This window comes from Chitiniphilus eburneus (genome assembly GCF_005048205.1).
GTDB classification, from domain to species: Bacteria; Pseudomonadota; Gammaproteobacteria; order Burkholderiales; family Chitinibacteraceae; genus Chitiniphilus; species Chitiniphilus eburneus.
This window is the reverse complement of the sequence record NZ_SUMF01000002.1, coordinates 336,296-358,458: the sequence shown is the minus strand read 5'-3', so window position 1 is coordinate 358,458 and position 22,163 is coordinate 336,296. Positions and strand designations below refer to the sequence as shown.

At 60.3% G+C, this 22,163-nt stretch carries 22 protein-coding genes and 3 pseudogenes; 15 read left to right on the top strand and 10 right to left on the bottom strand.

Annotated elements, in window-relative coordinates:
- Positions 1-42 precede the first annotated feature (42 nt).
- The 4 genes from ruvA to FAZ21_RS04315 all read right to left on the bottom strand — a co-directional run bounded on the left by ruvA (position 43) and on the right by FAZ21_RS04315 (position 2,465).
- Positions 43-636, bottom strand: coding sequence for a Holliday junction branch migration protein RuvA (ruvA, locus tag FAZ21_RS04330; protein ID WP_136772032.1), 594 nt, complete (start codon positions 634-636; stop codon positions 43-45).
- A 97-nt stretch (positions 637-733) separates the two neighbouring features.
- Positions 734-1,009 carry a TFIIB-type zinc ribbon-containing protein gene (locus FAZ21_RS04325; RefSeq protein WP_136772031.1) on the bottom strand — a complete coding sequence of 92 codons (276 nt, stop codon included), beginning with the start codon at positions 1,007-1,009 and terminating at the stop codon, positions 734-736.
- 71 nt (positions 1,010-1,080) lie between these two features.
- Positions 1,081-1,605, bottom strand: coding sequence for a crossover junction endodeoxyribonuclease RuvC (gene ruvC, locus FAZ21_RS04320; protein WP_136772030.1), 525 nt, complete (start codon positions 1,603-1,605; stop codon positions 1,081-1,083).
- A complete protein-coding gene (locus FAZ21_RS04315; RefSeq protein WP_169307239.1) occupies positions 1,605-2,465 on the bottom strand; it encodes an energy transducer TonB family protein in 861 nt (286 codons plus the stop codon). The genes ruvC and FAZ21_RS04315 overlap by 1 nt, the downstream gene beginning before the upstream one ends.
- 197 nt (positions 2,466-2,662) lie before the next feature.
- On the opposite strand from FAZ21_RS04315, the gene FAZ21_RS04310 reads away from it, so the two are divergent.
- The 5 genes from FAZ21_RS04310 to FAZ21_RS04290 all read left to right on the top strand — a co-directional run bounded on the left by FAZ21_RS04310 (position 2,663) and on the right by FAZ21_RS04290 (position 6,562).
- Complete coding sequence (locus FAZ21_RS04310) at positions 2,663-2,965, top strand: c-type cytochrome (RefSeq protein ID WP_136772028.1); 303 nt, start codon at positions 2,663-2,665, stop codon at positions 2,963-2,965.
- Between the two features lie 150 nt (positions 2,966-3,115).
- Positions 3,116-3,532, top strand: a complete 417-nt coding sequence (dksA, locus tag FAZ21_RS04305) for an RNA polymerase-binding protein DksA (protein ID WP_136772027.1) — start codon at positions 3,116-3,118, stop codon at positions 3,530-3,532.
- Positions 3,533-3,547: 15 nt separating this feature from the next.
- Positions 3,548-3,967 (top strand): Fur family transcriptional regulator, encoded by a 420-nt coding sequence (locus FAZ21_RS04300; protein ID WP_136772026.1) that lies wholly within the window; start codon positions 3,548-3,550, stop codon positions 3,965-3,967.
- 94 nt (positions 3,968-4,061) lie between these two features.
- Entirely contained in the window at positions 4,062-5,141 is a 1,080-nt protein-coding gene (gene aroG / locus FAZ21_RS04295) for a 3-deoxy-7-phosphoheptulonate synthase AroG (RefSeq protein WP_136772025.1), read from the top strand.
- Positions 5,142-5,521: 380 nt separating this feature from the next.
- On the top strand, positions 5,522-6,562 hold the full coding sequence (locus FAZ21_RS04290) for an FUSC family protein (RefSeq protein WP_136772024.1): 1,041 nt from the start codon (positions 5,522-5,524) through the stop codon (positions 6,560-6,562).
- A gap of 18 nt (positions 6,563-6,580) precedes the next feature.
- On the opposite strand, the gene FAZ21_RS04285 is transcribed toward FAZ21_RS04290, so the two are convergent.
- Positions 6,581-7,066, bottom strand: coding sequence for a hypothetical protein (locus FAZ21_RS04285; RefSeq protein WP_136772023.1), 486 nt, complete (start codon positions 7,064-7,066; stop codon positions 6,581-6,583).
- A gap of 236 nt (positions 7,067-7,302) precedes the next feature.
- Here FAZ21_RS04285 and FAZ21_RS04280 point away from each other — a divergent pair, with 236 nt between their 5' ends.
- The 4 genes from FAZ21_RS04280 to FAZ21_RS04265 are packed head-to-tail and all read left to right on the top strand — an operon-like array spanning position 7,303 to position 11,229.
- Positions 7,303-8,652: a bifunctional enoyl-CoA hydratase/phosphate acetyltransferase gene (locus FAZ21_RS04280; protein WP_136772022.1), complete on the top strand. Its 1,350-nt coding sequence runs from the start codon at positions 7,303-7,305 to the stop codon at positions 8,650-8,652.
- Positions 8,653-8,658: 6 nt separating this feature from the next.
- On the top strand, positions 8,659-9,888 hold the full coding sequence (locus FAZ21_RS04275; protein WP_136772021.1) for an acetate/propionate family kinase: 1,230 nt from the start codon (positions 8,659-8,661) through the stop codon (positions 9,886-9,888).
- 58 nt (positions 9,889-9,946) lie between these two features.
- Positions 9,947-10,837 carry a BPSS1780 family membrane protein gene (locus FAZ21_RS04270; RefSeq protein WP_136772020.1) on the top strand — a complete coding sequence of 297 codons (891 nt, stop codon included), beginning with the start codon at positions 9,947-9,949 and terminating at the stop codon, positions 10,835-10,837.
- Positions 10,838-10,857: 20 nt separating this feature from the next.
- Positions 10,858-11,229: a diacylglycerol kinase gene (locus FAZ21_RS04265; protein ID WP_136772019.1), complete on the top strand. Its 372-nt coding sequence runs from the start codon at positions 10,858-10,860 to the stop codon at positions 11,227-11,229.
- A gap of 64 nt (positions 11,230-11,293) precedes the next feature.
- On the opposite strand, the gene FAZ21_RS04260 is transcribed toward FAZ21_RS04265, so the two are convergent.
- From FAZ21_RS04260 to FAZ21_RS04250, 3 genes are read right to left on the bottom strand one after another with little or no spacing between them, the layout of a single operon-like run.
- The gene (locus FAZ21_RS04260) at positions 11,294-11,767 is read right to left on the bottom strand and encodes a DUF2721 domain-containing protein (RefSeq protein ID WP_246038472.1); all 474 of its coding nucleotides are present in this window, start codon (positions 11,765-11,767) and stop codon (positions 11,294-11,296) included.
- Positions 11,697-12,452: a LytR/AlgR family response regulator transcription factor gene (locus tag FAZ21_RS04255; protein WP_026262692.1), complete on the bottom strand. Its 756-nt coding sequence runs from the start codon at positions 12,450-12,452 to the stop codon at positions 11,697-11,699. The genes FAZ21_RS04260 and FAZ21_RS04255 overlap by 71 nt, the downstream gene beginning before the upstream one ends.
- A complete protein-coding gene (locus FAZ21_RS04250; RefSeq protein WP_211243362.1) occupies positions 12,418-13,455 on the bottom strand; it encodes a sensor histidine kinase in 1,038 nt (345 codons plus the stop codon). Before FAZ21_RS04250 ends, FAZ21_RS04255 begins: the two co-directional genes overlap by 35 nt.
- Positions 13,456-13,543: 88 nt before the next feature.
- Between FAZ21_RS04250 and FAZ21_RS04245 the strand changes: the two are divergent.
- The 6 genes and pseudogenes from FAZ21_RS04245 to FAZ21_RS04220 all read left to right on the top strand — a co-directional run.
- A pseudogene (locus tag FAZ21_RS04245) lies at positions 13,544-14,392 on the top strand (YifB family Mg chelatase-like AAA ATPase); the annotation flags it as partial.
- Positions 14,393-14,471: 79 nt separating this feature from the next.
- On the top strand, positions 14,472-16,367 hold the full coding sequence (locus FAZ21_RS04240) for a hypothetical protein (RefSeq protein WP_136772018.1): 1,896 nt from the start codon (positions 14,472-14,474) through the stop codon (positions 16,365-16,367).
- Positions 16,368-16,838: 471 nt separating this feature from the next.
- Positions 16,839-17,024: pseudogene (locus FAZ21_RS21325) on the top strand (IS630 family transposase); the annotation flags it as partial.
- Between the two features lie 39 nt (positions 17,025-17,063).
- Positions 17,064-17,271 (top strand): annotated as a pseudogene (locus tag FAZ21_RS21320) (IS630 family transposase); the annotation flags it as partial.
- Between the two features lie 430 nt (positions 17,272-17,701).
- Positions 17,702-17,974, top strand: coding sequence for a CopG family ribbon-helix-helix protein (locus FAZ21_RS04230; RefSeq protein WP_136772017.1), 273 nt, complete (start codon positions 17,702-17,704; stop codon positions 17,972-17,974).
- Positions 17,975-18,259: 285 nt separating this feature from the next.
- The gene (locus FAZ21_RS04220; protein WP_169307238.1) at positions 18,260-19,387 is read left to right on the top strand and encodes a formylglycine-generating enzyme family protein; all 1,128 of its coding nucleotides are present in this window, start codon (positions 18,260-18,262) and stop codon (positions 19,385-19,387) included.
- 4 nt (positions 19,388-19,391) lie between these two features.
- Here the strand turns inward: FAZ21_RS04220 and FAZ21_RS04215 are convergent, their stop codons facing one another.
- A complete protein-coding gene (locus FAZ21_RS04215; RefSeq protein WP_136772015.1) occupies positions 19,392-21,479 on the bottom strand; it encodes a hypothetical protein in 2,088 nt (695 codons plus the stop codon).
- On the bottom strand, positions 21,476-21,943 hold the full coding sequence (locus tag FAZ21_RS04210; protein ID WP_136772014.1) for a contractile injection system protein, VgrG/Pvc8 family: 468 nt from the start codon (positions 21,941-21,943) through the stop codon (positions 21,476-21,478). Before FAZ21_RS04210 ends, FAZ21_RS04215 begins: the two co-directional genes overlap by 4 nt.
- Positions 21,944-22,163 lie beyond the last annotated feature (220 nt).

Here is a 22,163-nt window from a genome sequence, read left to right as displayed (position 1 = left end):
TTGCGGGTTGGTTCACTTTTTTTGGTTAGCTGGCGGGCTGCTTCAGACGCGCGCCAGTCGCTTCAATGCCTGCCGGATGCCGTCGGAGACTTCCGTACCGGCGGGGAGATCCTTGATCGCGGCGCCGGCTTCGCGCTCGTTGTAACCCAGCGCCAGCAAGGCATGCAGGATATCGTTGTTCACACCGGCCGGCGCCGCGGCGGTCATCGACGGCACGCCGCCGGTGACGGGCAGGCCGCCCAGCTTGCCCTTGAGCTCCAGCACCAGACGCTCGGCTGTCTTCTTGCCGATGCCGGGCACTTTGGACAGGCGCGCCACATCCTCGCTGGCAATCGCCAGCGCCAGCTCATCCCCGGAAAGCCCGGACAGGATGGCCAGCGCGATCTTGGCGCCGATGCCGGAAATCTTGATCAGCTCGCGAAACAGATCGCGCTCGACACGGCTGGCAAAACCATAGAGCAATTGCGCATCCTCGCGCACCACCAGGTGAGTGAACAGCTCCACCTTCGCACCCACCGCCGGCAATACATACAGCGTGCTCATCGGCACATCCAGTTCGTAGCCGACGCCATGGGCGTCCACGACGACATGAGGTGGCTGCTTTTCGAGCAGCGTTCCGGAAAGGCGGCCGATCATGAGGATTCCTTCGTTGTGGCGGTCAAACGACAACGCGCCCCGTGAATACGGAGCGCGTCTCGCGGGTTCGCCAGTATGAACGAAGCAAACCGGGGCGTCAGTCGAACAGCTCTTCCAGAAAGCTCTTTTTGCGATAGTGCTTTTGCCGCTTGTAGGCGTCGTGGTCCTGGTAGTGCGGCTGGGCTGGCGGGTAGGGCTGCGCCGTCGGCGCGGGCGCCGGGGCGGGAGCCTGATCCCGGGCGCTACGTTCGATGATCTTGTCCAGTTCGCCACGATCCAGCCAGACACCACGGCATTGCGGGCAGTAATCGATCTCCACGCCCTGACGCTCACTCATCACCAGTTGCGTGGTCTTGCAGACCGGGCAGTCCATGAAGGTTTCTCTTTGGGAAATAAGGAAACGTTAGGGACCGCTGGCTGCACGGGTAGTTCCTGAGAATGGCCTCAGATCAGGCGACCGCGACGAATCGAACGGCCCTGCTTTTGCAGTTGCCCCGCCACGCCGCTGGCGTGCTGCGAGTGGGCCAGCGCCACGGCGAGCGCGTCGGCCGCGTCGGCTTGCGGAATGCCGCTCAGGCGCAGCAGCCGCTGCACCATGTGGCCGACCTGATCCTTATCCGCGTGGCCATTGCCGACCACGGCCTGCTTGACCTGCAAGGCGGTGTACTCCGCGATGGGCAACCCTGCCAGCACCAGTGCCGCAATCACCGCGCCGCGCGCCTGGCCGAGCAACAGCGTGGACTGCGGGTTGACGTTGACGAAGACGATTTCCACCGCCGCGATGTCGGGCTGGTAAGTTTCGACGATCTGGGCAATGCCGTCGAGCAAGGCCTTGACCCGCTCCGGCAAGGTGCCGCCGACCGGCGTCTTGATGCAACCGGAAGCCACGTAACTGCGCTGCTGACCCGCAACATCGATCACACCGAAGCCGGCGATGCGGGAGCCGGGGTCGATGCCGAGAACGCGCATCACTCGTCGCCGAGCACGCTGTCGCCCTTGCCGAACGTCCAGTGGCGACTGATGCCGATCACATCGGTGTCCTTGCGGATTTCCGGCGGGAAGGCCCCGTAGGGCGCGGCTTGCTTCACGATCCGCAGCGCGGCGGCATCCAGCTCCGCGTTGCCGGACGATTTACCGATTTCCGCCGAAGTCACGTTGCCGTTGGCATCGATCTCCACGTCCAGCCGCAACCGGCCGTACAGCTTCTGGCCATTCTTGTCCGTGGGATACGCCAGATTGCCCAGGCGCTCCACCTTCATCCGCCAATCCTCCACATACCGCGCAAAGCGATATTCCCGGGCACGGGCGCCGATGAAGGTTTTGCGGGGGCGGGTCTGGTAAGCCTCCAGGCGCTTGCTCACCTGCGCGGCCAGGCCGGACAGCTCGCGCGCCTGCTGGCGGATTTCCTCAGGGTCCACGCCCGGCTGCGCGTCCGTGGTGGGCGCATCCTGCTTTTCCGTCTGGCCCAGGGTGCCGTCACGCTCCAGCTTGGTCATCAGTTGCCGGGTGCGCTGCTCCAGTTGCTGCTGCCGTGCCTGCGTGCGCTCCAGCTCGGCCGACGGCGTTTTCGCCAGCACGGGCAGGGGACTCTTGACCCGGCGATTCTCCGCGTCGGTATTGCCGCCCCCATCGAGGTTGACCTGTGCATCCACCTCGGCCTTGGCCGGCGCGGTGTCGGTCCGCTGATTGACCAGCACCACCTCCAGCGGCTGGCTGGAAAACAGCGTGCGCGGATCGGGCAGCACGAACTTGATGCCGAAGATAGGTGCAGCGTGGGCGAGCAGGGATAGCGCCAGCGCGACTGCCATGAAACGTTGCCCGCGATCCATTGCCAAATTCCTGACCGACCCTGTTGAAGAATCGGGCGAGTGTAGCATAGCCCCTGAAAGCCACCCCCGACGGCAGGGAGTAGCCGTCCGGGGCAACGGGACGCGCGGTAAATCACCCCCCAGCCGAAGGGTTTGCCACACCCCGAGGGCTTGCTTAATATGCGCTATACCCCATTTGTAAGAGAAGGTGCATACCCATGCGTATCGCAGGCATCGTGGCAATGGCGTTGTTCGCTTCCTGTAGCTTTGCTGCGGAGGACGGCGCCAAGGTAGCGGCAAAATACAACTGCCTGGCGTGCCACGCGGTGGACCACAAGATCGTCGGCCCTGCATACAAGGAGATCGCCAAGAAGTATCGCGGGCAGAAAGGCATCGAGGAAAAGCTGATGGTCCGCGTGAAACAGGGCGGCAGCGGGAACTGGGGGCAGATCGCGATGCCGGCGCAACAGATCGGCGATGCGGATTTGCGCGTCATCGTGCGGTGGGTGCTCGCGCAATAACAATTGTGCGATGGACCAGCGGCCAGTATTCAGGCTTATTGCATGTGGGCAGCGAACTGACTTAAGCTGCCTGCCCATTTGGCAGCGAATCGTTTTGTAAGGTTAGCTGCGGATTTGCGAGCATGAACGCCACAAAAAGCGAGTAAGACGATGGCCAAACTCACAGAGCAAGACATCCTCGGCTGGAACGGTCCGGAAGAGGATTACATGAACGCGGATCACCTGGCTTTCTTCCGGGAGCGCCTGCTCCACATGAAGGAAGAGCTGCTGGCCAACGCCAGCCAGACCAGCCAGCACTTGCAGGAGCAGGAAGCCACGCCCGATCCGGCCGACCGCGCCACGCTGGAAGAGGAATACGCGCTGGAGCTGCGTACCCGCGACCGCGAGCGCAAGCTGCTGATGAAGATCGACTCCACGGTGAAGAAAATCGACGATGGCTCCTACGGCTATTGCGAAGACACTGGCGAGCCGATCGGCCTCGCGCGCTTGATGGCCCGGCCGACGGCATCGCTGTCGCTGGAAGCCCAGGAGCGCCGCGAACGCCTGAAGAAGCAGTACGCCGACTAGGCATCGCGCGTTCTCATGAGCACCGATTCGCCGGACTTGCTGGCCGGCGCACGGACACTGGTGGCCAGGGCTGGCGCGCGCGTCACGCCCTGGCGCGTCAAGGTGCTCGCCGCGCTGATGAGCGCGCATCGCCCGCTTTCTCACCTGGACGTCCTCGCCGCGCTCGATCCCGACGCGGATCGCGTCACCGTCTATCGCGTGCTCGACTGGCTGACCGACGTGGGGCTTGCCCACAAGCTGGCTGGCGATGATCGGGTATGGCGGTTTTCCGTCAGCCCTGTCCCCCATAGCCACGCTCACTTCCATTGCCATCGCTGTGGACGCTTCTTCTGCCTGGAGGAAGTCAGCACCGATCTGCCGCTTCCGCTACCCGGCGGATTCGTGGCGGAGGCCCTGGAAATCACGGTCAAAGGCATTTGCGCCGACTGTCGTTAGGCGCTAATCTACTTCCCTTGCTCAAAATTAATGCAGTGCGCAATCCGATTGAGATATTCAATCGCCGCGCCGTATTGCACCGCTAGGGAACACCATGCATTACCAGACCGACGACGTTCGCATTCGCGAAATCAAGGAACTGCTGCCGCCGATCGCCCTGCTGGAAAAGTATCCGGTTACCGATACCGCTTCGGCCACCACGTTCGAATCGCGACAAGCCATCCACAATATCCTGCAAGGCACGGATGATCGCCTGTTGGTCATCGTCGGCCCCTGTTCCATTCACGATACCGAAGCCGCGCTGGAATACGGCCGCAAGCTGAAGGTGTTGCGGGAGCAGTACAAGGATCGTCTCGAAGTGGTGATGCGCGTTTATTTCGAAAAGCCGCGTACCACGGTGGGCTGGAAGGGTCTGATCAACGATCCCTACCTGAACGGCAGCTTCAATATCAACGACGGGCTGCGCATTGCGCGCAAGTTGCTGCTCGATCTGAACGATATGGCATTGCCCACCGCCGGCGAATACCTGGACATGATCACGCCGCAATACATGGCCGATCTGATGAGCTGGGGCGCCATTGGCGCACGCACCACCGAATCGCAGGTCCATCGCGAGCTGTCTTCCGGCCTGTCCTGCCCGGTGGGCTTCAAGAATGGCACCGACGGCAATCTCAAGATCGCCATCGATGCGATTCGCGCCGCCGGCCAGCCGCATCATTTCCTGTCGGTGACCAAGTATGGCCACTCGGCCATCGTCTCCACCGCCGGCAACCCGGATTGCCACATCATCCTGCGGGGCGGCAAGGAACCGAACTACGACGCCAACCATGTGCGCGCCGCCCAGGCCGATCTGGCCGCAGCGGGCCTGCCGGAAAAGGTCATGGTCGACTTCAGCCATGCCAATAGCCGCAAGGACTACCGCCGTCAGATCGAAGTGTGCAACGACACCTGTGCACAGGTTTCCTCCGGCAACCACGCGTTGTTCGGGGTGATGATCGAATCGCACCTGATCGAAGGGCGCCAGGATCTGGTGGGCGACAAGGCAGCCTGCTACGGCCAGTCGATCACCGATGCCTGCATCGGCTGGAGCGATACGGAGAAGGTCCTGGCCGACCTGGCCAATGCCGTGGCGGAGCGCCGCGCGTTTGCCCGTCTGGCGGCAACCACCGCCTGACCCAGGCAGAAACTGCGCGCCATGCAACGCCCCGCACTGCGGGGCGTTGACGTATTCGGCATGGCAATTACCCTCGCGCTGCTAGGGCGTGTCGTCACATGTTTTGCGGCAGCGCTGGGCCGAAAAAGCACCAGCCATCAGGCGCGCGACGCAGCCAATAACCGGTTATTGGCAAGGAGCGCAACGCAGTGGATGGTGTTTTTTCCGCCCAGCCCTGCGGGTTCGGGGCAGTTCGGGCGCTGCGCGGTGTCGCAGGCCGCTTGCGGTATCCATACCGCCGCGCGTCCAGCGCCTGGCGCGGCATCCCGAACTGCGCCGAACGCTGTCGTGAAACATGTGACGACACGCCCTAAGCTGAGTTCGTTCGTATCGGAGCCTGTATGCATCTCCCGATTCACTTGCTCGCATTGCAGCAGGCCGAAATGCCCTGGCGCAAGGCAGTCTGTGGCGCCATCAGCGTCGGCCTGCCCATGCTGATCGCCTATTGCCTGGATCAGCCGTACGGCATCCTGTTCGGCGCCATCGGCGGCCTCTACGCCAGCTTCCTGGATTTTGGCGGAACCTTCCGCCATCGCGCATCGACCCAGGCCTGGGGCCTGGCGCTGATCTTTTCGGCCGGCATCGCGGGCAACCTGATCGGCTCCGCCTCGCCTGCCTTGCTGCTACTGCTGCTGGCGATGTTATGCCTGGGGGTCGGCTGGATCGATGGCACCGGCGTGGCACTCGAGACCATTGCCCGTTTCGTCGTACTGGCATTCCTGATCTACGCCTACCTGCCCGCACCACCGTGGTCCGCACTGATCTTTGCGGTGCTGGGCATTGCCATCGGGCTTGCCGCCGTCGGGGTGGACAGCATGATCTGGCCTCGCGCCTTGCCCCGAACCCATCCGGGGCTGGTCAACAGCATCGGCAAGGTCATGCGGGGACGCAATGCGGGATGGACCCATGCGCTGGGCTTTTCAGCCACCACCTGCGCCGCAATGTGGCTGGCGCTCGACCTTCACTACACCAGACCAGCATGGGTCACCGCCGTCACGCTGTTCGTCATCAGGCCGGATGGTCCCGACAGCCTGCGCCGCTTGTTCCAGACCGCGTTCGGCACGCTGGCCGGCGCGGCTGCCGCCTGGTGCATCAGCCACATCCTTCCTTATATGGGATTGATGCTGGTCTGGGTCACGATACTGGCGTTCCTGCGGCCGTTGGCCGTTGCGCGCAATCAGTGGGCCGCCTCGGCGGTGATGACCGCCATGATCCTGCTGCTGTTCGATATCGTGCTGCTACCAGCGGGGCAGGGCGCCGGCGCCGCCATCCTGCGGGTACGCCTGAACGACGCGATGCTGGGTGCCATGGTTGCCCTGATCGGCGTTGCGCTGTTCAACCGGGATGCGCGACGTCACCTGCTGGCGCATCTGCGCGATTGAGATGAACGTCGATGAGGACTAACTGCGGCGGGTGCCCAGCGCCTGACGCACCCAGGCCTCGACCGCGGCCTCGTCGATCACACCTTGCGGCCCTGCCTGTACCTCCGCCAGGTTCACGCCCAGGCGTGCCGCCAGCGAGGCCGCCGTCCTGGTCACCTGTAGCACCGGCTCCGGCGTACCCTCCACAGAGGCGGAAACCGGAAGCGAAGTTTCGCAAACAGGGGGCAGACCATCCACCCAGGTCAGCCATTCGCTGTCCGGCTCTTCGACTTCCATCATCAGCAACAATTCATCGCTGCCGATCTCGTCATTCAGGGCCACCACGAAACTCTCGATCACGCCATCGGTCGAGGCATGGACCAGCAGTTGCTCGCCGTCCAGCAACAGGCTGATCAACGGCGCATCGACCTCAACGTAGTCGCCGGGGCTCGCCAACAGCGCCTCGACGCGTGCTGCGCCGGGCATAGTCGGTGCGCATATCAGGTGAGTGGTGGTTTGTTTCATGCCATTGGCACAAATTGGTGAAAGATTGATGTAGCGCGGCCGGTACGGAAATATGCTGCCAGTATTCAAATAAAGTAAATCGTTCTGTATCGCCGGATTCACGCTGTCAGGTATTGATCTTCGCCAAGATAACACCATCGGGCGAAGATTATGCTGCTCGGCGTGCGTATTGCGGTGCAACAAAACCGCACTACGATTAGTCAGACACCCCATCCGTGCCTTGCCAAGGAGCTTCCATGGTCCACGAAAACATTCTGTTCGACGACATCCGCCCAGGCATGCGCTATGAGCGTAAGCACACGGTTCGAGCCAGCGATATCACGCTGTTCGGCATGATTGCCGGTTCCAGGGGCGAAGGTGAACAGCGTAGCGTACCCGCGCTCGGCGCGTTCCCGCTGTTCTCGTCGACCACCACCAATTTCTTTCCCGGCAACGGTTCCATCCTGGCGGGCCACGAACTGAAATCGCACGGCTGGATTCGTGAATCCGACGAACTGACCATCGCGCTGGAAGTCACGGAAAAACACGAAGTCTCGAAGCAGGTCCAGATGGAGTGCCGCTGCGAGAACCAACTCGGCGAAGTGATCGCCTCCGGCCCCATCATTGTGGTGCCGCCGACCGAAAAACGCCTGAATCGTTTTGAAGAGCCGCCACAACTCACCCTGCGCCAGCACCACGTGTTCACGGCCTTGCGCGCCAAGGCAGAGAAATTCCCCCCAGTTCCCACCGCGGTTGTCCATCCTTGTGACCGCGATTCGCTGCTGGGCGCGCTGGAAGCAGCCAAGGCCGGCCTGATCACGCCAATCCTGGTCGGTCCCGAAGGCAAGATCCTGGGCATTGCAGCCACGGTTGGCGTCGACCTGACCGGAATCCAGATCGTCCACGCAGAACACAGCCACGAAGCCGCCGACAAGGCCGTGGCACTGTGCCGCAGCGGCGAGGCGCAGGCACTGATGAAGGGCAGCCTGCACACCGATGAGATGATGCGTGCCGCCATGAGCTCCAGCACCGGCCTGCGCGCCGGCAAGCGCGTGTCGCACGTGTTCGTGATGGACGTACCCGCCTATGGCCGCCCGCTGCTGGTGACCGATGCTGCCATCAACATCGCGCCCGATCTCGGCGCCAAGGTGGACATCACGCAGAACGCCATCAACCTGGCCAAGATTCTCGGCATCGAGGAACCCAAGGTTGCCATTCTCTCCGCGGTCGAAACCGTCTACGAGAAGATGCCTTCCACATTCGACGCCGCATTGCTCTGCAAGATGGCTGATCGCGGCCAGATCCAGGGCGGCGTGCTGGATGGCCCGCTGGCTTTCGACAACGCCATCTCGATGGTCGCAGCCAAGACCAAAGGCATCAAGTCGCCGGTGGCGGGCCAGGCCGACATTCTGGTCGTGCCGGATATCGAATCGGGCAATATGCTTGCCAAAACAATGAGCTATTTCGCAGGGGCGGATTCGGCGGGGATCGTCCTCGGCGCCCGGGTACCAATCGTGCTGACCAGCCGCGCGGACGATGTGAAGGCTCGCCTCGCATCGGCAGCCGTCATGGCGCTGGTGGCGCATGCAGGACGCAAAGGAGACTGAATACAAATGAAACAACTCATTCTGGTGATCAACGCCGGTTCTTCCAGCATCAAGTTCTCCCTGTTCGAACAGGGTGAACCCGATCCGGTCCTGCTCTACAAGGGCCAGGTCGAAGGGATCTACGTAGAGCCTTACTTCACGGCCAAATCCGCGGATGGCGACAAGCTGGCTGCGGAAAACCTGCCGGCGGATGGGCCCAAGAGCCATGATCAGGCACTGCGCCATATCCTGAAGTGGCTGGAAAACCACACCGCCGGTCGCAAGCTGGCTGTCATCGGGCATCGCGTCGTGCATGGCGGCCGTCGCTTCTCGCGCCCCGAGCTGGTCACCCACGAGATCATTTCCGAACTGGAAGCACTGGTGCCGCTGGCGCCGTTGCACGCACCGCACAACATCACGCCGATCCGCATCCTGGCCGAACTGTTGCCCGGCGTACCGCAAGTGGTCTGCTTCGACACCGCGTTCCACGCCAACCAGCCTGAAATCAATCAGCTGTATGCCTTGCCATACGATTTTTCGCAGCGCGAAGGCATTCGCCGCTATGGCTTCCACGGCCTTTCCTACGAGTACATCGCAGCAGTACTGCCGGAAATCGATGCGCGTGCAGCGGCCGGCCGTACCGTGGTCGCCCACTTGGGCAACGGTGCGTCGATGGCGGCCCTCTCGGCCTGCCATGGCGTGGCTTCCACCATGGGCTTCACCGCGCTGGAAGGCTTGCCGATGGGCACGCGCACCGGTTCGATCGATGCCGGCGTGGTCCTGCACCTGATGAACCATCTGCATATGGATGCCAAGGGGATCGAGGATCTGCTGTACAAGAAATCCGGCCTGCTGGGCTTGTCCGGCATTTCCAGCGACATGCGCGAGCTGCACGCCAGCGACGATCCGCGCGCCAAGCTGGCAGTGGATTATTTCGTCAGCAAGATCGCTCGCGAAGCCGCATCCCTTGCCGTGACGCTGCAAGGCATCGATGCGCTGGTGTTCACCGCGGGCATTGGCGAAAACGACGACATCGTGCGTCGCGATGTGTGCCGGCAACTGGGCTGGCTGGGTGTGGAACTGGACGAATCGCTGAATGCTCAGCGCAGCGGCCAGCCACGGTTGATTTCCACCCCGCAAAGCCAGGTGGCGGTCTATGTCGTGCCGACCAACGAAGAACTGATGATCGCGCGCCATTCCCTGGGATGCGTGGACGAAACCGCCTCGCAGTACGCCGCGACGCCGACTCCCGCCTGACCATCCATCGTCAGCGGGCCGTCCTACACGACCGCAGCACCAAAGCAACCTGGCCCTCATGGCCAGGTTGTTTTTTGTCCGGGTCCTCCTGGGCGCGGGTTCGTCATCGTGGCTTCACCATCGAACGAAATACTTCCTTGCTTGTCAGGCAGAGCCTGCGTCCCTACGATACGCGGGACTTTTATTGGTGGAGAAGGCAATGCAGCAAGACGACGTGGTGATCGACACCACACCTGAACCGAGGCGCGTGGATGCGATAGGCGGGTGGCTATGGATCATCGGCGCGTTTTCGTTGTATCGCCGGAGCTGGTTGCAGTGGACGGCGATGTCGGCGCTGTTCTTCATTCTGGCTTTTGCGCTATCTGCATTGCCCCTGGTATCGATCGCAGCCACGATCGTGACGCCGGTTCTGGTCGCGGGGATGATGGATGCCGCCGATCGCTGCCACCGTGGCGAATCCTTCCAGGTTCTCGACCTGTTCAACGGCTTCAAGCGCAATACCCGGGAACTGCTGCTGGTCGGCGCCTTCTATCTGGTCGCCTGGCTGGCCTTCTTCATGATCCTGATGCTGATGGTCGAACTCCTGGGACTGAAATCGCAGTTGATCGTACTCAGCCAGGAAGCGCTATCGGCCAAGAACACGCCGGCACAGAGCCCTTCAAGCGCATTGGTATGGTTCGGCCTGTTCGCCTTCATCGGCGGGCTGCTGGTATCCAGCATCTATTTCTTCGCGCCCGCGCTGGTCATGTTGCGCGGGATGCGCGCCGTCGAAGCCATGAAGCTCAGTTATGTGGCGTTCTGGCGCAATTTCCTGCCGATCCTGGTGTTCAGCATCGCGTTCGTGGCCTTGACCATCCTGGCATCGATCCCGCTTTTTCTCGGCTTTATCGTGTTGATTCCCCTGGCTTTGCTAGCCCCCTACGCCGCATACGTCGGCATCTTCGAATAAATCGCCGTCAAGGATCGAGCGTGTCAGAGAGCCCCTACAAAGGTAAGACCGGCATACAGCGCGTGTTCAATGCGCTGGGTTACTCCATCGACGGCCTGAAAGCGGGCTGGGCCAACGAGGCCGCGTTCCGGCAGGTGTCGTTGCTGGCCTGTGTCGGCGTGCCACTGGCGCTGTTCGTCGGCCTTCCCGGCTGGGCCCGCGTCGCCGTCATCGCCAGCCACCTGCTGACCGTGATCGTCGAACTGCTCAATTCCGCGATCGAAGCAGCAGTCGACCATACTTCGCTGGAGAAACATCATCTGGCAAAGCGAGCCAAGGACCTGGGTAGCGCCGCCCAGTTGATCTGCCTGATCAATCTGGCACTCATGTGGGGGCTCGCCCTGCTGGGATGAGGCGCGGCAAACGCAAAAAAGCCCTCGGCGGACGAGGGCTTTTGCATTTGCATTCGGCAAATCATCAGGGCAGCCTGCGCAGCTCCGCTTCGATATCCGACAGCAGGATATTGAGCGCCGTGTCGGAAATCAGCACTTCGGTCAGGCAGAGCAGCAACGAAATCACCATCATGAACAGGCTGGCAACAAACACCAGGTGGGCGGCAAGCGCCTGGGCAAAAAACACCAGCACCATCGAGACAATGCACAGCATCAGGCTGCCCACACCGAATGCCTGCATACCCCGGATCAGCGCCACCCGGCGGCGCAGGTTACCGAGCTGCCGCAGGATGTTGCCGTCCGGATCCCGATGATGCGCATCGTAGAGCTGGCGGATGATCGTGGATAACGCCAGGAAACGGTTGGTATAAGCCAACATCAGCAACGAAATCGCAGGGAAAAGCAGCGATGGCGTCGTGATGCTGAACTCATCCATTTTTCTTGAAATCCTTGATGACGTGTTGTTGCCGGCGGCTGACGGCCAGGCGATCGGGAACATCCCGCAGGACGGCGACCCAATGGGTTTCGCCACCGTTGGAGGGTACCTTTTCGAACCCGATCAGGGAATCCCGCGCCACCAGGCAATTACGGTGAATACGCACGAAACGGCTACCGAACTCTTCTTCCAGCCGGGTCAGCGAATCTTCCAGCAGGTACTCCCGCTCGCGGGTACGCAGCGTGATGTATTTCTGCTCGGCCTTGAGATACCGCGCTTCCGACACCGGAATCAGATGCAGCCGACCGCGTTCGGTCACGCTGAAATGGCTACGCGCGGTGGAAGATGGTTCGGCCTGGGTTTTGGCGTCGCGCAGCTCACGGACGCGGTTCAGGGCGTCCATCAGGCGTTCGCGACGGATCGGCTTGAGCAGGTAATCGATAGCGCGGACTTCGAAGGCGGCAACGCCGTATTCCTCGAAGGCCGTGGCAAAGATCACGGCAGGGGGCTGCGACAGCCCCTGTAGCTCACGCGCCAGCTCGATACCGCTCATTTGCGGCATCTGGATATCGATGATGGCTGCATCGGCATCGGCTTCGGCCAGTTGCGACAAGGCCGATACCCCGTTCGTAGCCGTCCCGACGATTTCCAGCGGGAAGTCGGCGGCACAATCGTTCAGCACATCTTCCAATCGGCGCAGCGCCGGTAACTCGTCATCGACCAGAAAAAGGCGCAATGGCGTCGTCATGGGCAATCTCCCGGTAAGGCACCACAATGTGTACTTGATAATAGCCATTCACGGCTTGAGTCGTGAGGTTGGCTTCGGCGTCAAAATGCAACAGCAAGCGCTCGCGGATATTTTCCAGCGCAATTCCGTTCCCCTGATGCTGGCGCACCGCATCCACCGGCGGCAGGGGATTTCTCACATCCAGATGCAGTTGATCCCTGATCCGAAAAATGTTCACCTGGATCGGGGCCGGCTCCAACGCCGGTTCGATGCCATGATAGATGGCATTTTCGACCAACGGCTGCAACATCAGCGGCGGTACCGCGGCATCTCCCGGCATATTGTCGATATGCCAGTCGACTTTCAGCCTCGGGCCCAGCCGAACCGCCTCGATATTCAGGTAACGCTTCGTCAAATCGACCTCTCTGTCGAGGCGCGCCAACTGACGATTATCTTTCATCAAGACCCGGAACAAATCCGCCAGGTCCTCCAGCATCTGCTCGGCCTTGAGGGGCTCGCTCCGAATCAGCGACAGCACCGCATTCAGGCTGTTGAAAAAGAAATGCGGCCGGATACGCGACTGCAACGCAGCCAGCCTAGCCTCCGACAATCTAGGCGATAGCGAGCGCTGCTTCAGCCTGAAATACCCTAACAGGGTGAGCGAAACAGCCAGGATCGCCATCGCGCCGGCCAACAACAACTGCTCGCCACCTTCCACCGGCAGCACTACCGCCCGCCCGATGCTGCCTCCGACCACGGCGAGCAGGCAGACCCCCACGGCGCCGTAGTTGTAGGGCAACCGCCCCAGCAAGGGGCTGGCCAGCCCCAGCAGCAGCAACGCCGGCAGCAGGGAAAACTCCAGCCACAGCACGCTATCGGAAAAACGTTGCGCCCATACCGACCAGCTCGCCAGACCAATCAGCGAATAGACGAAGAGGGCGAGATGGGCAAACACCAGGATGCGCAGGATTACGCCCATGTTGCGGAAATCCGGCAGCAGGTCAGGCTCGGTCGCGGGGTTCACCCTGATACTCGTAGAAGTGTCTTGAAAGTAATCCCTACACTATAAACAAAGTCTGTCTTCCAGATTCAGGCTTGTTCCTCTTTCATTCATGTCGCTAGCCATTGTCCACAGTCGCGCCCTGGTCGGGCTTGCGGCGCACCCCGTCGTCGTCGAAGTCCATCTTGCCAATGGCTTGCCGGCTTTCAATCTGGTCGGGCTTCCCGAAACCGAGGTCAAGGAAAGCCGCGAACGGGTTCGCGCCGCACTGACCGTCTGCGGCTTCGAGTTTCCCAATCGCCGGATCACCGTCAATCTGGCCCCCGCCGACCTGCCAAAATCCTCCGGGCTTTACGATCTGCCGATCGCCCTGGGCATCCTTGCCGCCAGCGACCAGCTGCCCGCGCGCCCATTGGCGGAGTATGAGTTCGCGGGGGAGCTGGGCCTCACTGGAGAATTGCGGCCGGTACGCGGCGGTATCGCCCTGGCCCGTGCCGCCAGCCGTGATCGTCGTGCGCTGATCCTGCCGATGGCCGCGGCAGGCGAAGCCGCCTTGATCCCCGATGCAACGGTCCACGGCGCCCATCATCTGCTGGAAGTCTGTAAGCATTTTGCGGCAGGCGAGATGCTACCCGTAGTCCCTACGTCAGCCATGTGCGCATCGACCAGCTATCCCGATATGGCCGACGTACGGGGACAGGGTCAAGCCAAGCGGGCGCTGGAAATCGCAGCGGCGGGGCGGCACAGCCTGTTGCTGATGGGGCCGCCAGGCACCGGCAAATCGATGCTGGCACAGCGCCTGCCTGGCTTGCTACCCCCTTTGAGCGCGGACGAAGCGCTTGAAGCCGCCGCCGTGCAATCGCTCTCTCGCGGTGGCTTCGATCCCGCCACCTTCGGGCATCGCCCCTTCAGAACGCCTCATCACACCGCTTCGGCGGTTGCACTGGTCGGTGGCGGCAGTGTAACTAATGCAATTAGTTGCTAGTTACCACCTTTAAATGTTAAAAATCTAACATTTATTGTGATGTGGGTTGCAGAACATGTTCGGTTATAAGCCGCTTGCTAAGCATCCAGGCGTGTGGAGAGTTGACGGCTTCAGTCACTTTGTTCATGCCAAACGAGCTGGAACCTTCATAAGGATTCATTTCGCACTTGTAACGTCAGAGAGCAAAAACAAGCCCTACACCCCGAACTCACTAGTTCTAACAGCCAATAGCGCGAACTTTCTTACGCTTACAACGCATATCGCGCGCATTCGGTATTTTCGTGTAGGAACGACTTGGGAAAATGGGTTACGCGTGGGGCAGCCCGGCAGCGACATCCACCTCACCGTTAATCCTCGTAATATTAAATTTTTGCGGTTTGGCGAGAGCCTCGATATTGGTGGACGCTATGTCGCCCCTCTGCCAAACGAATATTTTCGCATGCCCGATGAAAACAGAAGGGCGTTGTCTCAGAGCTATCTCGCCGCTTTACCCGTCAATGGAAATTTGCAAACGCGGTGGCTTATTCTTCCTATGGCAGAGTTGCTCGCTTTTTATTTTGGTGTGTCTACCCGGCTCCCCTCTTGGATCACAAGTGGCAGGTACAAAGATAAATTCAAAGGAATATTTCTGCCAGAGACGCGCACAGTTGAACTGCACACCAACGAGTGCCTTTCGGTTAGAGAGCGCAAAGTTCTAGCTCGTTGTTTTGCGAGCGATGCCGGGCTCAGTGCGCTTCGAACACCCCACCAACATCAGGTTGAGGTCCGATGTAACAATCAGGACCATCAGGAGCTAGAGACGCTTGTCATAAAGGCTTTGTTTCCATTCGGGGAGCCGACCACATTGACTATCGCGGGTAAACACTTCCAGCTTGATCGCGGTAACAAAATATGGGGTTTCTATGGGATGCGGATTATAAGGTGTAGCCATCGACCTGACTTTGATCATATCCACATCATCAGTGACCACGGTAGGCAGGGAAGCCAAGGAGGAGCCAAGGCAAGCGGCGGTCCCCCGAATTTCGACCCAAAATCACTAGACGACTTGCAAGATGCTCGAGACCAACTTTTTGACGACACACCTGCTGACCCGAGGCTTAGACGCATGCATGTGGTGGAGTGTGTAGACCCTTTCTCTGGTTTAGATCACCTCACCACCGAACTTCTTTCCCCTGACGAGAAGCGTTCAGCAAATCGAAGAATTTTTGGCGGGTCTATCGATATCGACGGTTATACGCATGGCGATGGAGATCAAGAGGGGATTGACGGCGGTAAGCAGGGGGTCGACGCATTCGAGCATGATATTGTTATCGCACGTCAACTTGAAGATTTTCAGCACAGCCTAGATTTGCTGGCTAAACAACTAAACGCGAAAAAAAAATGGAAGCTTAAATACCGCAACGGACTGAATGGCCCACCAGGCGGAAAAGTAGCCATTTTTTCAAACAAGCTGCCGCGCTCAAATTGGCACTTGGTCATTGACCCTAAAACCATGTCGAGAACTGCCCGGCAGGTCGTTTTCGCGGAATTTTCCGACCATGCTGAACAGCAATTTTTCTATCTTTTTGAGATGCAGCTTCGACACGATGAAGTAAGTGGTCAATGCACCATTCTGCTGCATAGACATGACTTCCTGCGCTTCGATGACCGAGACTGCGAAGTGTTATTTGAGCTGACACAAGTTAAGAATCGGTGGCCCAAGAAGAACGCCACTTGGGATTCGGAAAGGCACAAAAGAATGGCTGCAGAGCTTTTTGGAACAGTCAGTCTTAATCGTGTTCACCACCCCAAACGACCCATAGTAAGTTCTGCAGAGGCTGATCCCAACCTCATTGCCGCTCGTCATGCAAGTTACCTCGCGGGCTGGGCCAAGTTGCTGGGTTCGGTCATAGATGAAAGTATCGGTGTCCATGGAGACAATGGGGCATTTGTATCTCGAACTCGAAACTGATCCGTTGGATACCATTTGCTTTGGCAAGTAGGGCATATTTCTGCAAGCCCACGTGTGATACCCCGCTCTCAAGGGCCAGTATTTCTTGGGGTCAGCCTTTTTTGCTTACGCAGTTGGGCGAGTCCGCGCCCGAACACAATGCGTGCGTGGATCTTGATGACATCTTTTTCTTCTCGTGACACTAAGCAGAATCCAAATGCCGAGTCATGGAACAACAAGTCGTTGAGCCGGGCATTTGAACGTGCAGTTCCTTTTTCCGTTCATTTAACTATCAGGCTTCGTGCCGATCAGCCGTGCTGTGTGGTGTGTGCGAACGACGAGGCCGCGATGGGGACAGACCGAGGTCCGAACTTGTGTTGAGCGAGGCCGAGCGCGACTCACGGCCTTCACCCTGCGACGCAAGACGGCCCAGGCGTTGGTGCTTCGCGCGCGGATCGTGTTGGCCTGTGCTGACGGGTAGACAACAAGATCGTGCCCAGCCAGCAGCGCGCGGCACCGCAGTCAGTGCCTAAGTGGCGAGCGCAATTTGTCGAGCTTCGGCTCGATGGATTGCTTGAGGCGCCACGTTCAGGCGCTCCGCGCACGATCGAGGACGCGAAGATCGATACGGTAATCGCCAAGACACTGGAGAGCGCTCCTGAGGGCGCCACGCATTGGAGCAAGCGCTCCATGGCCCGCGAGGCCGCCCTATCGCAGTCATCCGTCTCGCGCATCTGGCGAACCTTCGGGCTGGCGGCCGCATCGGCAGAAGACCTCCAAACTCTCCAACGATCCGTTGTTCGTCGAGAAGGTCCGCGACATCGTCGGCCTGTATCTCGATCCGCCGCTTATGGCCATGGTGCTGTGTGTGGACGAGAAGAGCCAGATTCAGGCGCTCAGAAGCACATTCGTCGCGGTCCCCATCGACACTAGGGCGAATCGACATTCAAACGTGGGATGCGTTGGTCCGCGAGCCGGATGGCTGCGCGAAGCGCGGTGCAGTAGATAGCCCTCCTATCTGCAAGCCGTGCGACAAAGCAGACGCCGGCCCGCGGACCAACCCGAAGGGAAGGATGAAGGCCGGGCGCATCGCTACGTTGTGCCTCGCTCGTGGGGATCACCCCACTTTGCTCGGCACGCCTTGCCCTGCATCCCGGCCTTCGTCCTTCGCACCCATGTTTGAATGTCGATTCGCCCTAGGCACACGTAGTGAAAGAACTGATGCGGTTGGGTATTCTTGTATTCGATCAGACGCGATTGACTGACCAGTTGAGCTTGCAATCCTTCGTTTGACGGACAAGGACGGCAGGACAAAAATTTTCGGCAGGTACTACTTGGTAATAGGACGGATAGCAATGGCAACATCGCTCAAGATTGACGATGCGCTGAAAGACCGCGTCCAGCATCTCGCCAGTCTGCGCCGCCGATCGCCGCACTGGATCATGCTCGAAGCTATCCAGCAATACGTCGAACGCGAGGAAGCCCGCGAGAGCTTCAAGCAGGAAGCCTTGGCATCCTGGGTAGCGTATCAAGAAACTGGCCGGCACTTGACCGGCCTGGAAGTTCGTACTTGGCTAAACACCTGGGGCTCCGACGGCGAAAAGGCTCTGCCTCAGTGCCACAAGTAGTCACCACTGAAGCGCGATGGAAGGCTTGGAGCGATGTCGGCGCTTCCTGGCAATCAAGGCCCCGGAGGCGGCAAAGCGGGGCCGGCCAAGCCATTGGACGTCACTTCCTGCTGCTGGAGACAGCCCCCGACATGGGCCGGCCCCTCCCTGAAATGCCAGAGCCGCGAATTAGTGTTCGGGGTGAATCGCCCAGGCTTCCCTAGTTGATGCTGAGGCTTACCTCACCCCTCAGCAGCGCGCTTCACTGCTACCATCAGCAGGATGCTCAGACGCCCCATTGCCGCCATGCGCCATCATCTCCCCCTGCTGCTCTGCCTCTCGGTAACAACGTTATCCGTCCACGCGGTGGAAGAAATCTCCGAGGCGGATCGCGCCATGCTTGAGGGCATCATCAAGATGGGTGAAGCCGGGACGCCGATCCCCAAGCATCCCATTCCTAAAGATCTGCTGATCAAGGCCCTGCAGACCCCTTCGCCCAAGCCCGAGTTCTGGGAGCAGGCCATGCCCAACGACTTCACCGTGGATGCAGAGCAGGCGCTCCAGGACGCACGCGACTATCTGAACAACCTGCCCCCCCCCAGCAAGGCGGAGCTGGCCGCGCTGAAACAGCGCACCCAGCGCAATCTGGTGCACTTTTCGGGTGGCACCTTCACCATGGGGGACTTCGGCTGGTGGGAAACCCCACCCTGGCCGATCACCACCGAGGAAGAGGACGATCCGCCGCACTCGGTCACGCTGAGCGGGTTTTCGATTCAGACCTATCGCGTCACCTTTGCCGACTACGATCTGTTCACCCGCGCCAAACGGCTGCCGGCAATCAATACCGGAGACTACTTCGGCGGGTTGCGTTTTCGCTATCCCGACTACCCGGCTGGCTCGGTCGCCTGGCCGCAGGCGCGCGATTACTGCCTGTGGCTGGGGGACATCACCGGCCAGCCGTTCGATCTGCCGACCGAGGCACAGTGGGAGTACGCGGCGCGCTCAGGCGGGCGCGAGGTGTTCTTTGCGGCGCCGCCAGAGGCGGAAAAGGATGTCGGCAAACTGAACGAGATATTGAATAAGGCGGCCGAAGGGCGCTCACCGGACCATTTCAACTCACGTCCTGTGGGTACCTACCCCCCCAATCGTGCCGGTGTCTATGACATGGCCGGCTATGGACTGGAGTGGGTGTTCGACTGGTACGCCCCGTATGGCAAGGCATCCCAGATTGATCCCAAGGGACCGGACAGCGGTACGTTAAAGGTGCTGCGCTACGTTTCGAGCGACCCAAGCAAGGGCGTGACATCGCGTAGAGGCGAAGCGGCAACCCTGAAGATCCATCGCAAGTCGCTTGATCTGGAATACGAACTGATCGCTTCGACGGTGAATCTCAACTTCCGCTGCGCACTGAACAAACCGAAGCCCTGGAAATAACCCATCAGGCCAAACTGCGGCGCGGCGCCCACCATGCGTTGTCATTCCAGGCGAGATGGATGCCGTTCTGCCAGGCGTACACCGCGCTGTCGTTGAAGACCAGTTGATACCCTGGGCTGGGTTCGGTCTTGACCCGGGCGTAGACCGCTTCGATAAACTCGGCGCCGACGATCCGTTCCGTCGCTTGGCGGGCGGCTACAGCATCGCTCTTGGTCCCGAAATCATCGCTGCAATGCTGGAAGATGTTGTCGCATTCCGCCTTGAGTTGCGCCGCCTCGAACAGCCGCTCAATCGCGCTTCCCACTTCCGCCCGAGTTTGCGGCGACTTGCGATACAGGTTCTGCATCTGCCGCAGCAGATACCCTTTGACTTCAGCAATCGAGTTCAGCAACGGGTTGGATGACATGATAACTGCCTGGACGATCCGCCACGGTTCTCGTAACGCGATACGACTCAAGCGGATCTCCAAGTCTCCTGATGTTTGCCCAACATATTCCCCTATGGCCTTGCCCTCGATGATCGATAGCGCACAAATAATGCAAAAATTCTTGAAGGCATCCCCCAAAAAGTAGTCCAGCATCTTGTCCCCAGAATTGACGACCTGATGCTTGAACCAGCAGGCGAACTCCCACATCTGGACTGCCCCCACCACCGCCTCGATACCGCCCTTGGCCCCCAGGCCGACGCAAGCGCCCAGCTTGGCGTAGACCTTGAACTTGCCCTCATGGAAGCGAATGCCGAACGCGGCCGTGCCGCCGATCCCCGCCTGGCCGTCGATCTTGGGGGTGATGCTGGCGAAGTCAGCGTAATTCGGCGACTCCGGCTGGCGCCATTGCAACGCGCCGCCAAGCTTGGCGGAAATGGATGCCCCGGCAAAGGCGGTCAGTTCGCCCTTCAGCTCCTGATTGGTGTTCAGGTTGGCCTTGACGTTGAGCTTCGGCAGGTTGATCTGCCTGGCATCACGCGGTACCGGGGCGCCGCGCATCTGTTGCGATCCATCCGCGCCTACGACGAATTCCAACCCACCTTCGGCCAGCACGCTGGCGCCGCAGGTCCCGCGTAGCTCACCCTCGATCACCGCCCTGAAATGCCCCAGGGTGCGTTCCTGGTCGCTGATTTGCGCCGCCTTGGCGACCCCCTCGGGCAGGATGAACAGTTCGCAGCCGTTGACGCAGGGCAGGTAGAACTTGGCATTGAGCACCCCGTCGGCGAGGACGGCGCCAGCTTCGGCTTTGCCTTTGAAGGCCCCTTTGGCCTTGGCTTTAAGCGCCAGCACTTCGCGCCAGGAGGCGGACACGTCCACTTCGCTGCTGGCCGAAACCCCGGCAAAGGCCCGTAGCAGGGTGGCGCCACCGGAGAACTCGCTGATGTCGTCCTGGTCGGCGGGCGCCGCAAAATTGGCCCGCTCGTTGAAGGCCTTGATGAAGTCCGGTGCCCATTCGACCCGGCCTTTTTCGGGGTCGATGAACTGCCATTCGTGCTTGATCTTCAGTTGCAGATTGGTCAGGTCTTCGATGAACTTGTTCTGGTCCAGGCGGTACTTGCCGCTGGCGGCATCGCGCGTCAGGAAGGACTTCATCTCCGGTTGGTCGGCATTGCTCAGCTTGTAGCGGCGCCAGTGGTTTTTCATCTTGTCCGAGCGGACATAGGTCATCTTGAAACCCCGGGGCAGGTTGTTGTTGCCCTGGCCAGGCCGGGTCCACATCGGCAGCAGCTCCAACAGCTCGCCACCTTTGTTCAGCGGTGGGATGTTGGCCAGTTCGTCCTTCACTTTCTTGCGGGCGGCTTCTTCCCGTTTGAGGGCATCGGCCAGTGCCTGCTCAGCCACGGCCAGTTGTACCGGATCCTTGAGGTCCGTTGCCCACAAGCGTTGCTGGGCATCGCCAAAGTTGGCGCGCGCATTCAGCAGGTCATCCATGAACTGGTTGATCTGGGCCACTTCCTGCAACACGAACGGCGCATCCTCGGGAGGCACTACCACCACCTCGGCGAATTGGGGGCAGAAAAACACCATACCGCCAGTGCTGACCTGAACTTCAACCACACTATCCGGGCGTGGATTGGTTTGTCCGGTGGCCACGGGGAAATTCATCGGTGGGTCCCGTCGAGAGTCAGGAAAAAGCAGTCGGTCAGGCGGCGGGGTTCGTTCAACACCTGCTGCACAATCTCGATCATGGCTAAATCCCGGAATATCCGGCTGGCGCGCCGGTGCGCCAACGGCGGCTTGATGGTCAGGCCAGAACGGGCAAAGCCGTCATCGGCAGGGAGCGCCCGTGCCTGGGGGACCACACCACAGCGCACCGCGCTATCACCTTCGGTTGTCAGGGTGCCCAGCTCGGCGGGCAAACCGAGTCGCGATTTGAGTTCCAACCCAACGTCGGGGGAGAGGCATGTCACCTCATAGCGGAAGGGCTGGGACAGTGCCTCCGCGCCGGTGACCGACTGAGGCAGCAGCTGCTCACGGTAGGTGCTGGCATCGGCCAGGTGGAGCGTGACCAGTCGTTGTGCTTGGGTGAAAGCAGAAGTGAACGCTGCAAAAAGCTGATGAATATCCATGCCTTTGCCGACACAAACCGTCAGGGAACAGGCATGCTATCAAGCATCATGCTGATTGCCTAACCCGTATGTGCCACCATGGACACGCCAACGATGAACGGCGGGAACACCCGGACTAACGAGGTAGGTTGACAGGGTCATGTTCGACACACTGTTCGCCCATGCAACGATTTCCCCACCCGCAGGACATTCTGCTATTCGTTCGGCTGCAACAACAGAT

What these genes read in the sequence shown, in the direction of transcription:
- ruvA (WP_136772032.1), bottom strand. Translation starts at nt 636, where the DNA reads ATGATCGGCCGCCTTTCCGGAACGCTGCTCGAAAAGCAGCCACCTCAT.
- FAZ21_RS04325 (WP_136772031.1), bottom strand. Translation starts at nt 1,009, where the DNA reads ATGGACTGCCCGGTCTGCAAGACCACGCAACTGGTGATGAGTGAGCGT.
- ruvC (WP_136772030.1), bottom strand. Translation starts at nt 1,605, where the DNA reads ATGCGCGTTCTCGGCATCGACCCCGGCTCCCGCATCGCCGGCTTCGGT.
- FAZ21_RS04315 (WP_169307239.1), bottom strand. Translation starts at nt 2,465, where the DNA reads ATGGATCGCGGGCAACGTTTCATGGCAGTCGCGCTGGCGCTATCCCTG.
- FAZ21_RS04310 (WP_136772028.1), top strand. Translation starts at nt 2,663, where the DNA reads ATGCGTATCGCAGGCATCGTGGCAATGGCGTTGTTCGCTTCCTGTAGC.
- dksA (WP_136772027.1), top strand. Translation starts at nt 3,116, where the DNA reads ATGGCCAAACTCACAGAGCAAGACATCCTCGGCTGGAACGGTCCGGAA.
- FAZ21_RS04300 (WP_136772026.1), top strand. Translation starts at nt 3,548, where the DNA reads ATGAGCACCGATTCGCCGGACTTGCTGGCCGGCGCACGGACACTGGTG.
- aroG (WP_136772025.1), top strand. Translation starts at nt 4,062, where the DNA reads ATGCATTACCAGACCGACGACGTTCGCATTCGCGAAATCAAGGAACTG.
- FAZ21_RS04290 (WP_136772024.1), top strand. Translation starts at nt 5,522, where the DNA reads ATGCATCTCCCGATTCACTTGCTCGCATTGCAGCAGGCCGAAATGCCC.
- FAZ21_RS04285 (WP_136772023.1), bottom strand. Translation starts at nt 7,066, where the DNA reads ATGAAACAAACCACCACTCACCTGATATGCGCACCGACTATGCCCGGC.
- FAZ21_RS04280 (WP_136772022.1), top strand. Translation starts at nt 7,303, where the DNA reads ATGGTCCACGAAAACATTCTGTTCGACGACATCCGCCCAGGCATGCGC.
- FAZ21_RS04275 (WP_136772021.1), top strand. Translation starts at nt 8,659, where the DNA reads ATGAAACAACTCATTCTGGTGATCAACGCCGGTTCTTCCAGCATCAAG.
- FAZ21_RS04270 (WP_136772020.1), top strand. Translation starts at nt 9,947, where the DNA reads ATGGCCAGGTTGTTTTTTGTCCGGGTCCTCCTGGGCGCGGGTTCGTCA.
- FAZ21_RS04260 (WP_246038472.1), bottom strand. Translation starts at nt 11,767, where the DNA reads ATGTTCCCGATCGCCTGGCCGTCAGCCGCCGGCAACAACACGTCATCA.
- FAZ21_RS04255 (WP_026262692.1), bottom strand. Translation starts at nt 12,452, where the DNA reads ATGACGACGCCATTGCGCCTTTTTCTGGTCGATGACGAGTTACCGGCG.
- FAZ21_RS04240 (WP_136772018.1), top strand. Translation starts at nt 14,472, where the DNA reads ATGTTCGGTTATAAGCCGCTTGCTAAGCATCCAGGCGTGTGGAGAGTT.
- FAZ21_RS04230 (WP_136772017.1), top strand. Translation starts at nt 17,702, where the DNA reads ATGGCAACATCGCTCAAGATTGACGATGCGCTGAAAGACCGCGTCCAG.
- FAZ21_RS04220 (WP_169307238.1), top strand. Translation starts at nt 18,260, where the DNA reads ATGCGCCATCATCTCCCCCTGCTGCTCTGCCTCTCGGTAACAACGTTA.
- FAZ21_RS04215 (WP_136772015.1), bottom strand. Translation starts at nt 21,479, where the DNA reads ATGAATTTCCCCGTGGCCACCGGACAAACCAATCCACGCCCGGATAGT.
- FAZ21_RS04210 (WP_136772014.1), bottom strand. Translation starts at nt 21,943, where the DNA reads ATGGATATTCATCAGCTTTTTGCAGCGTTCACTTCTGCTTTCACCCAA.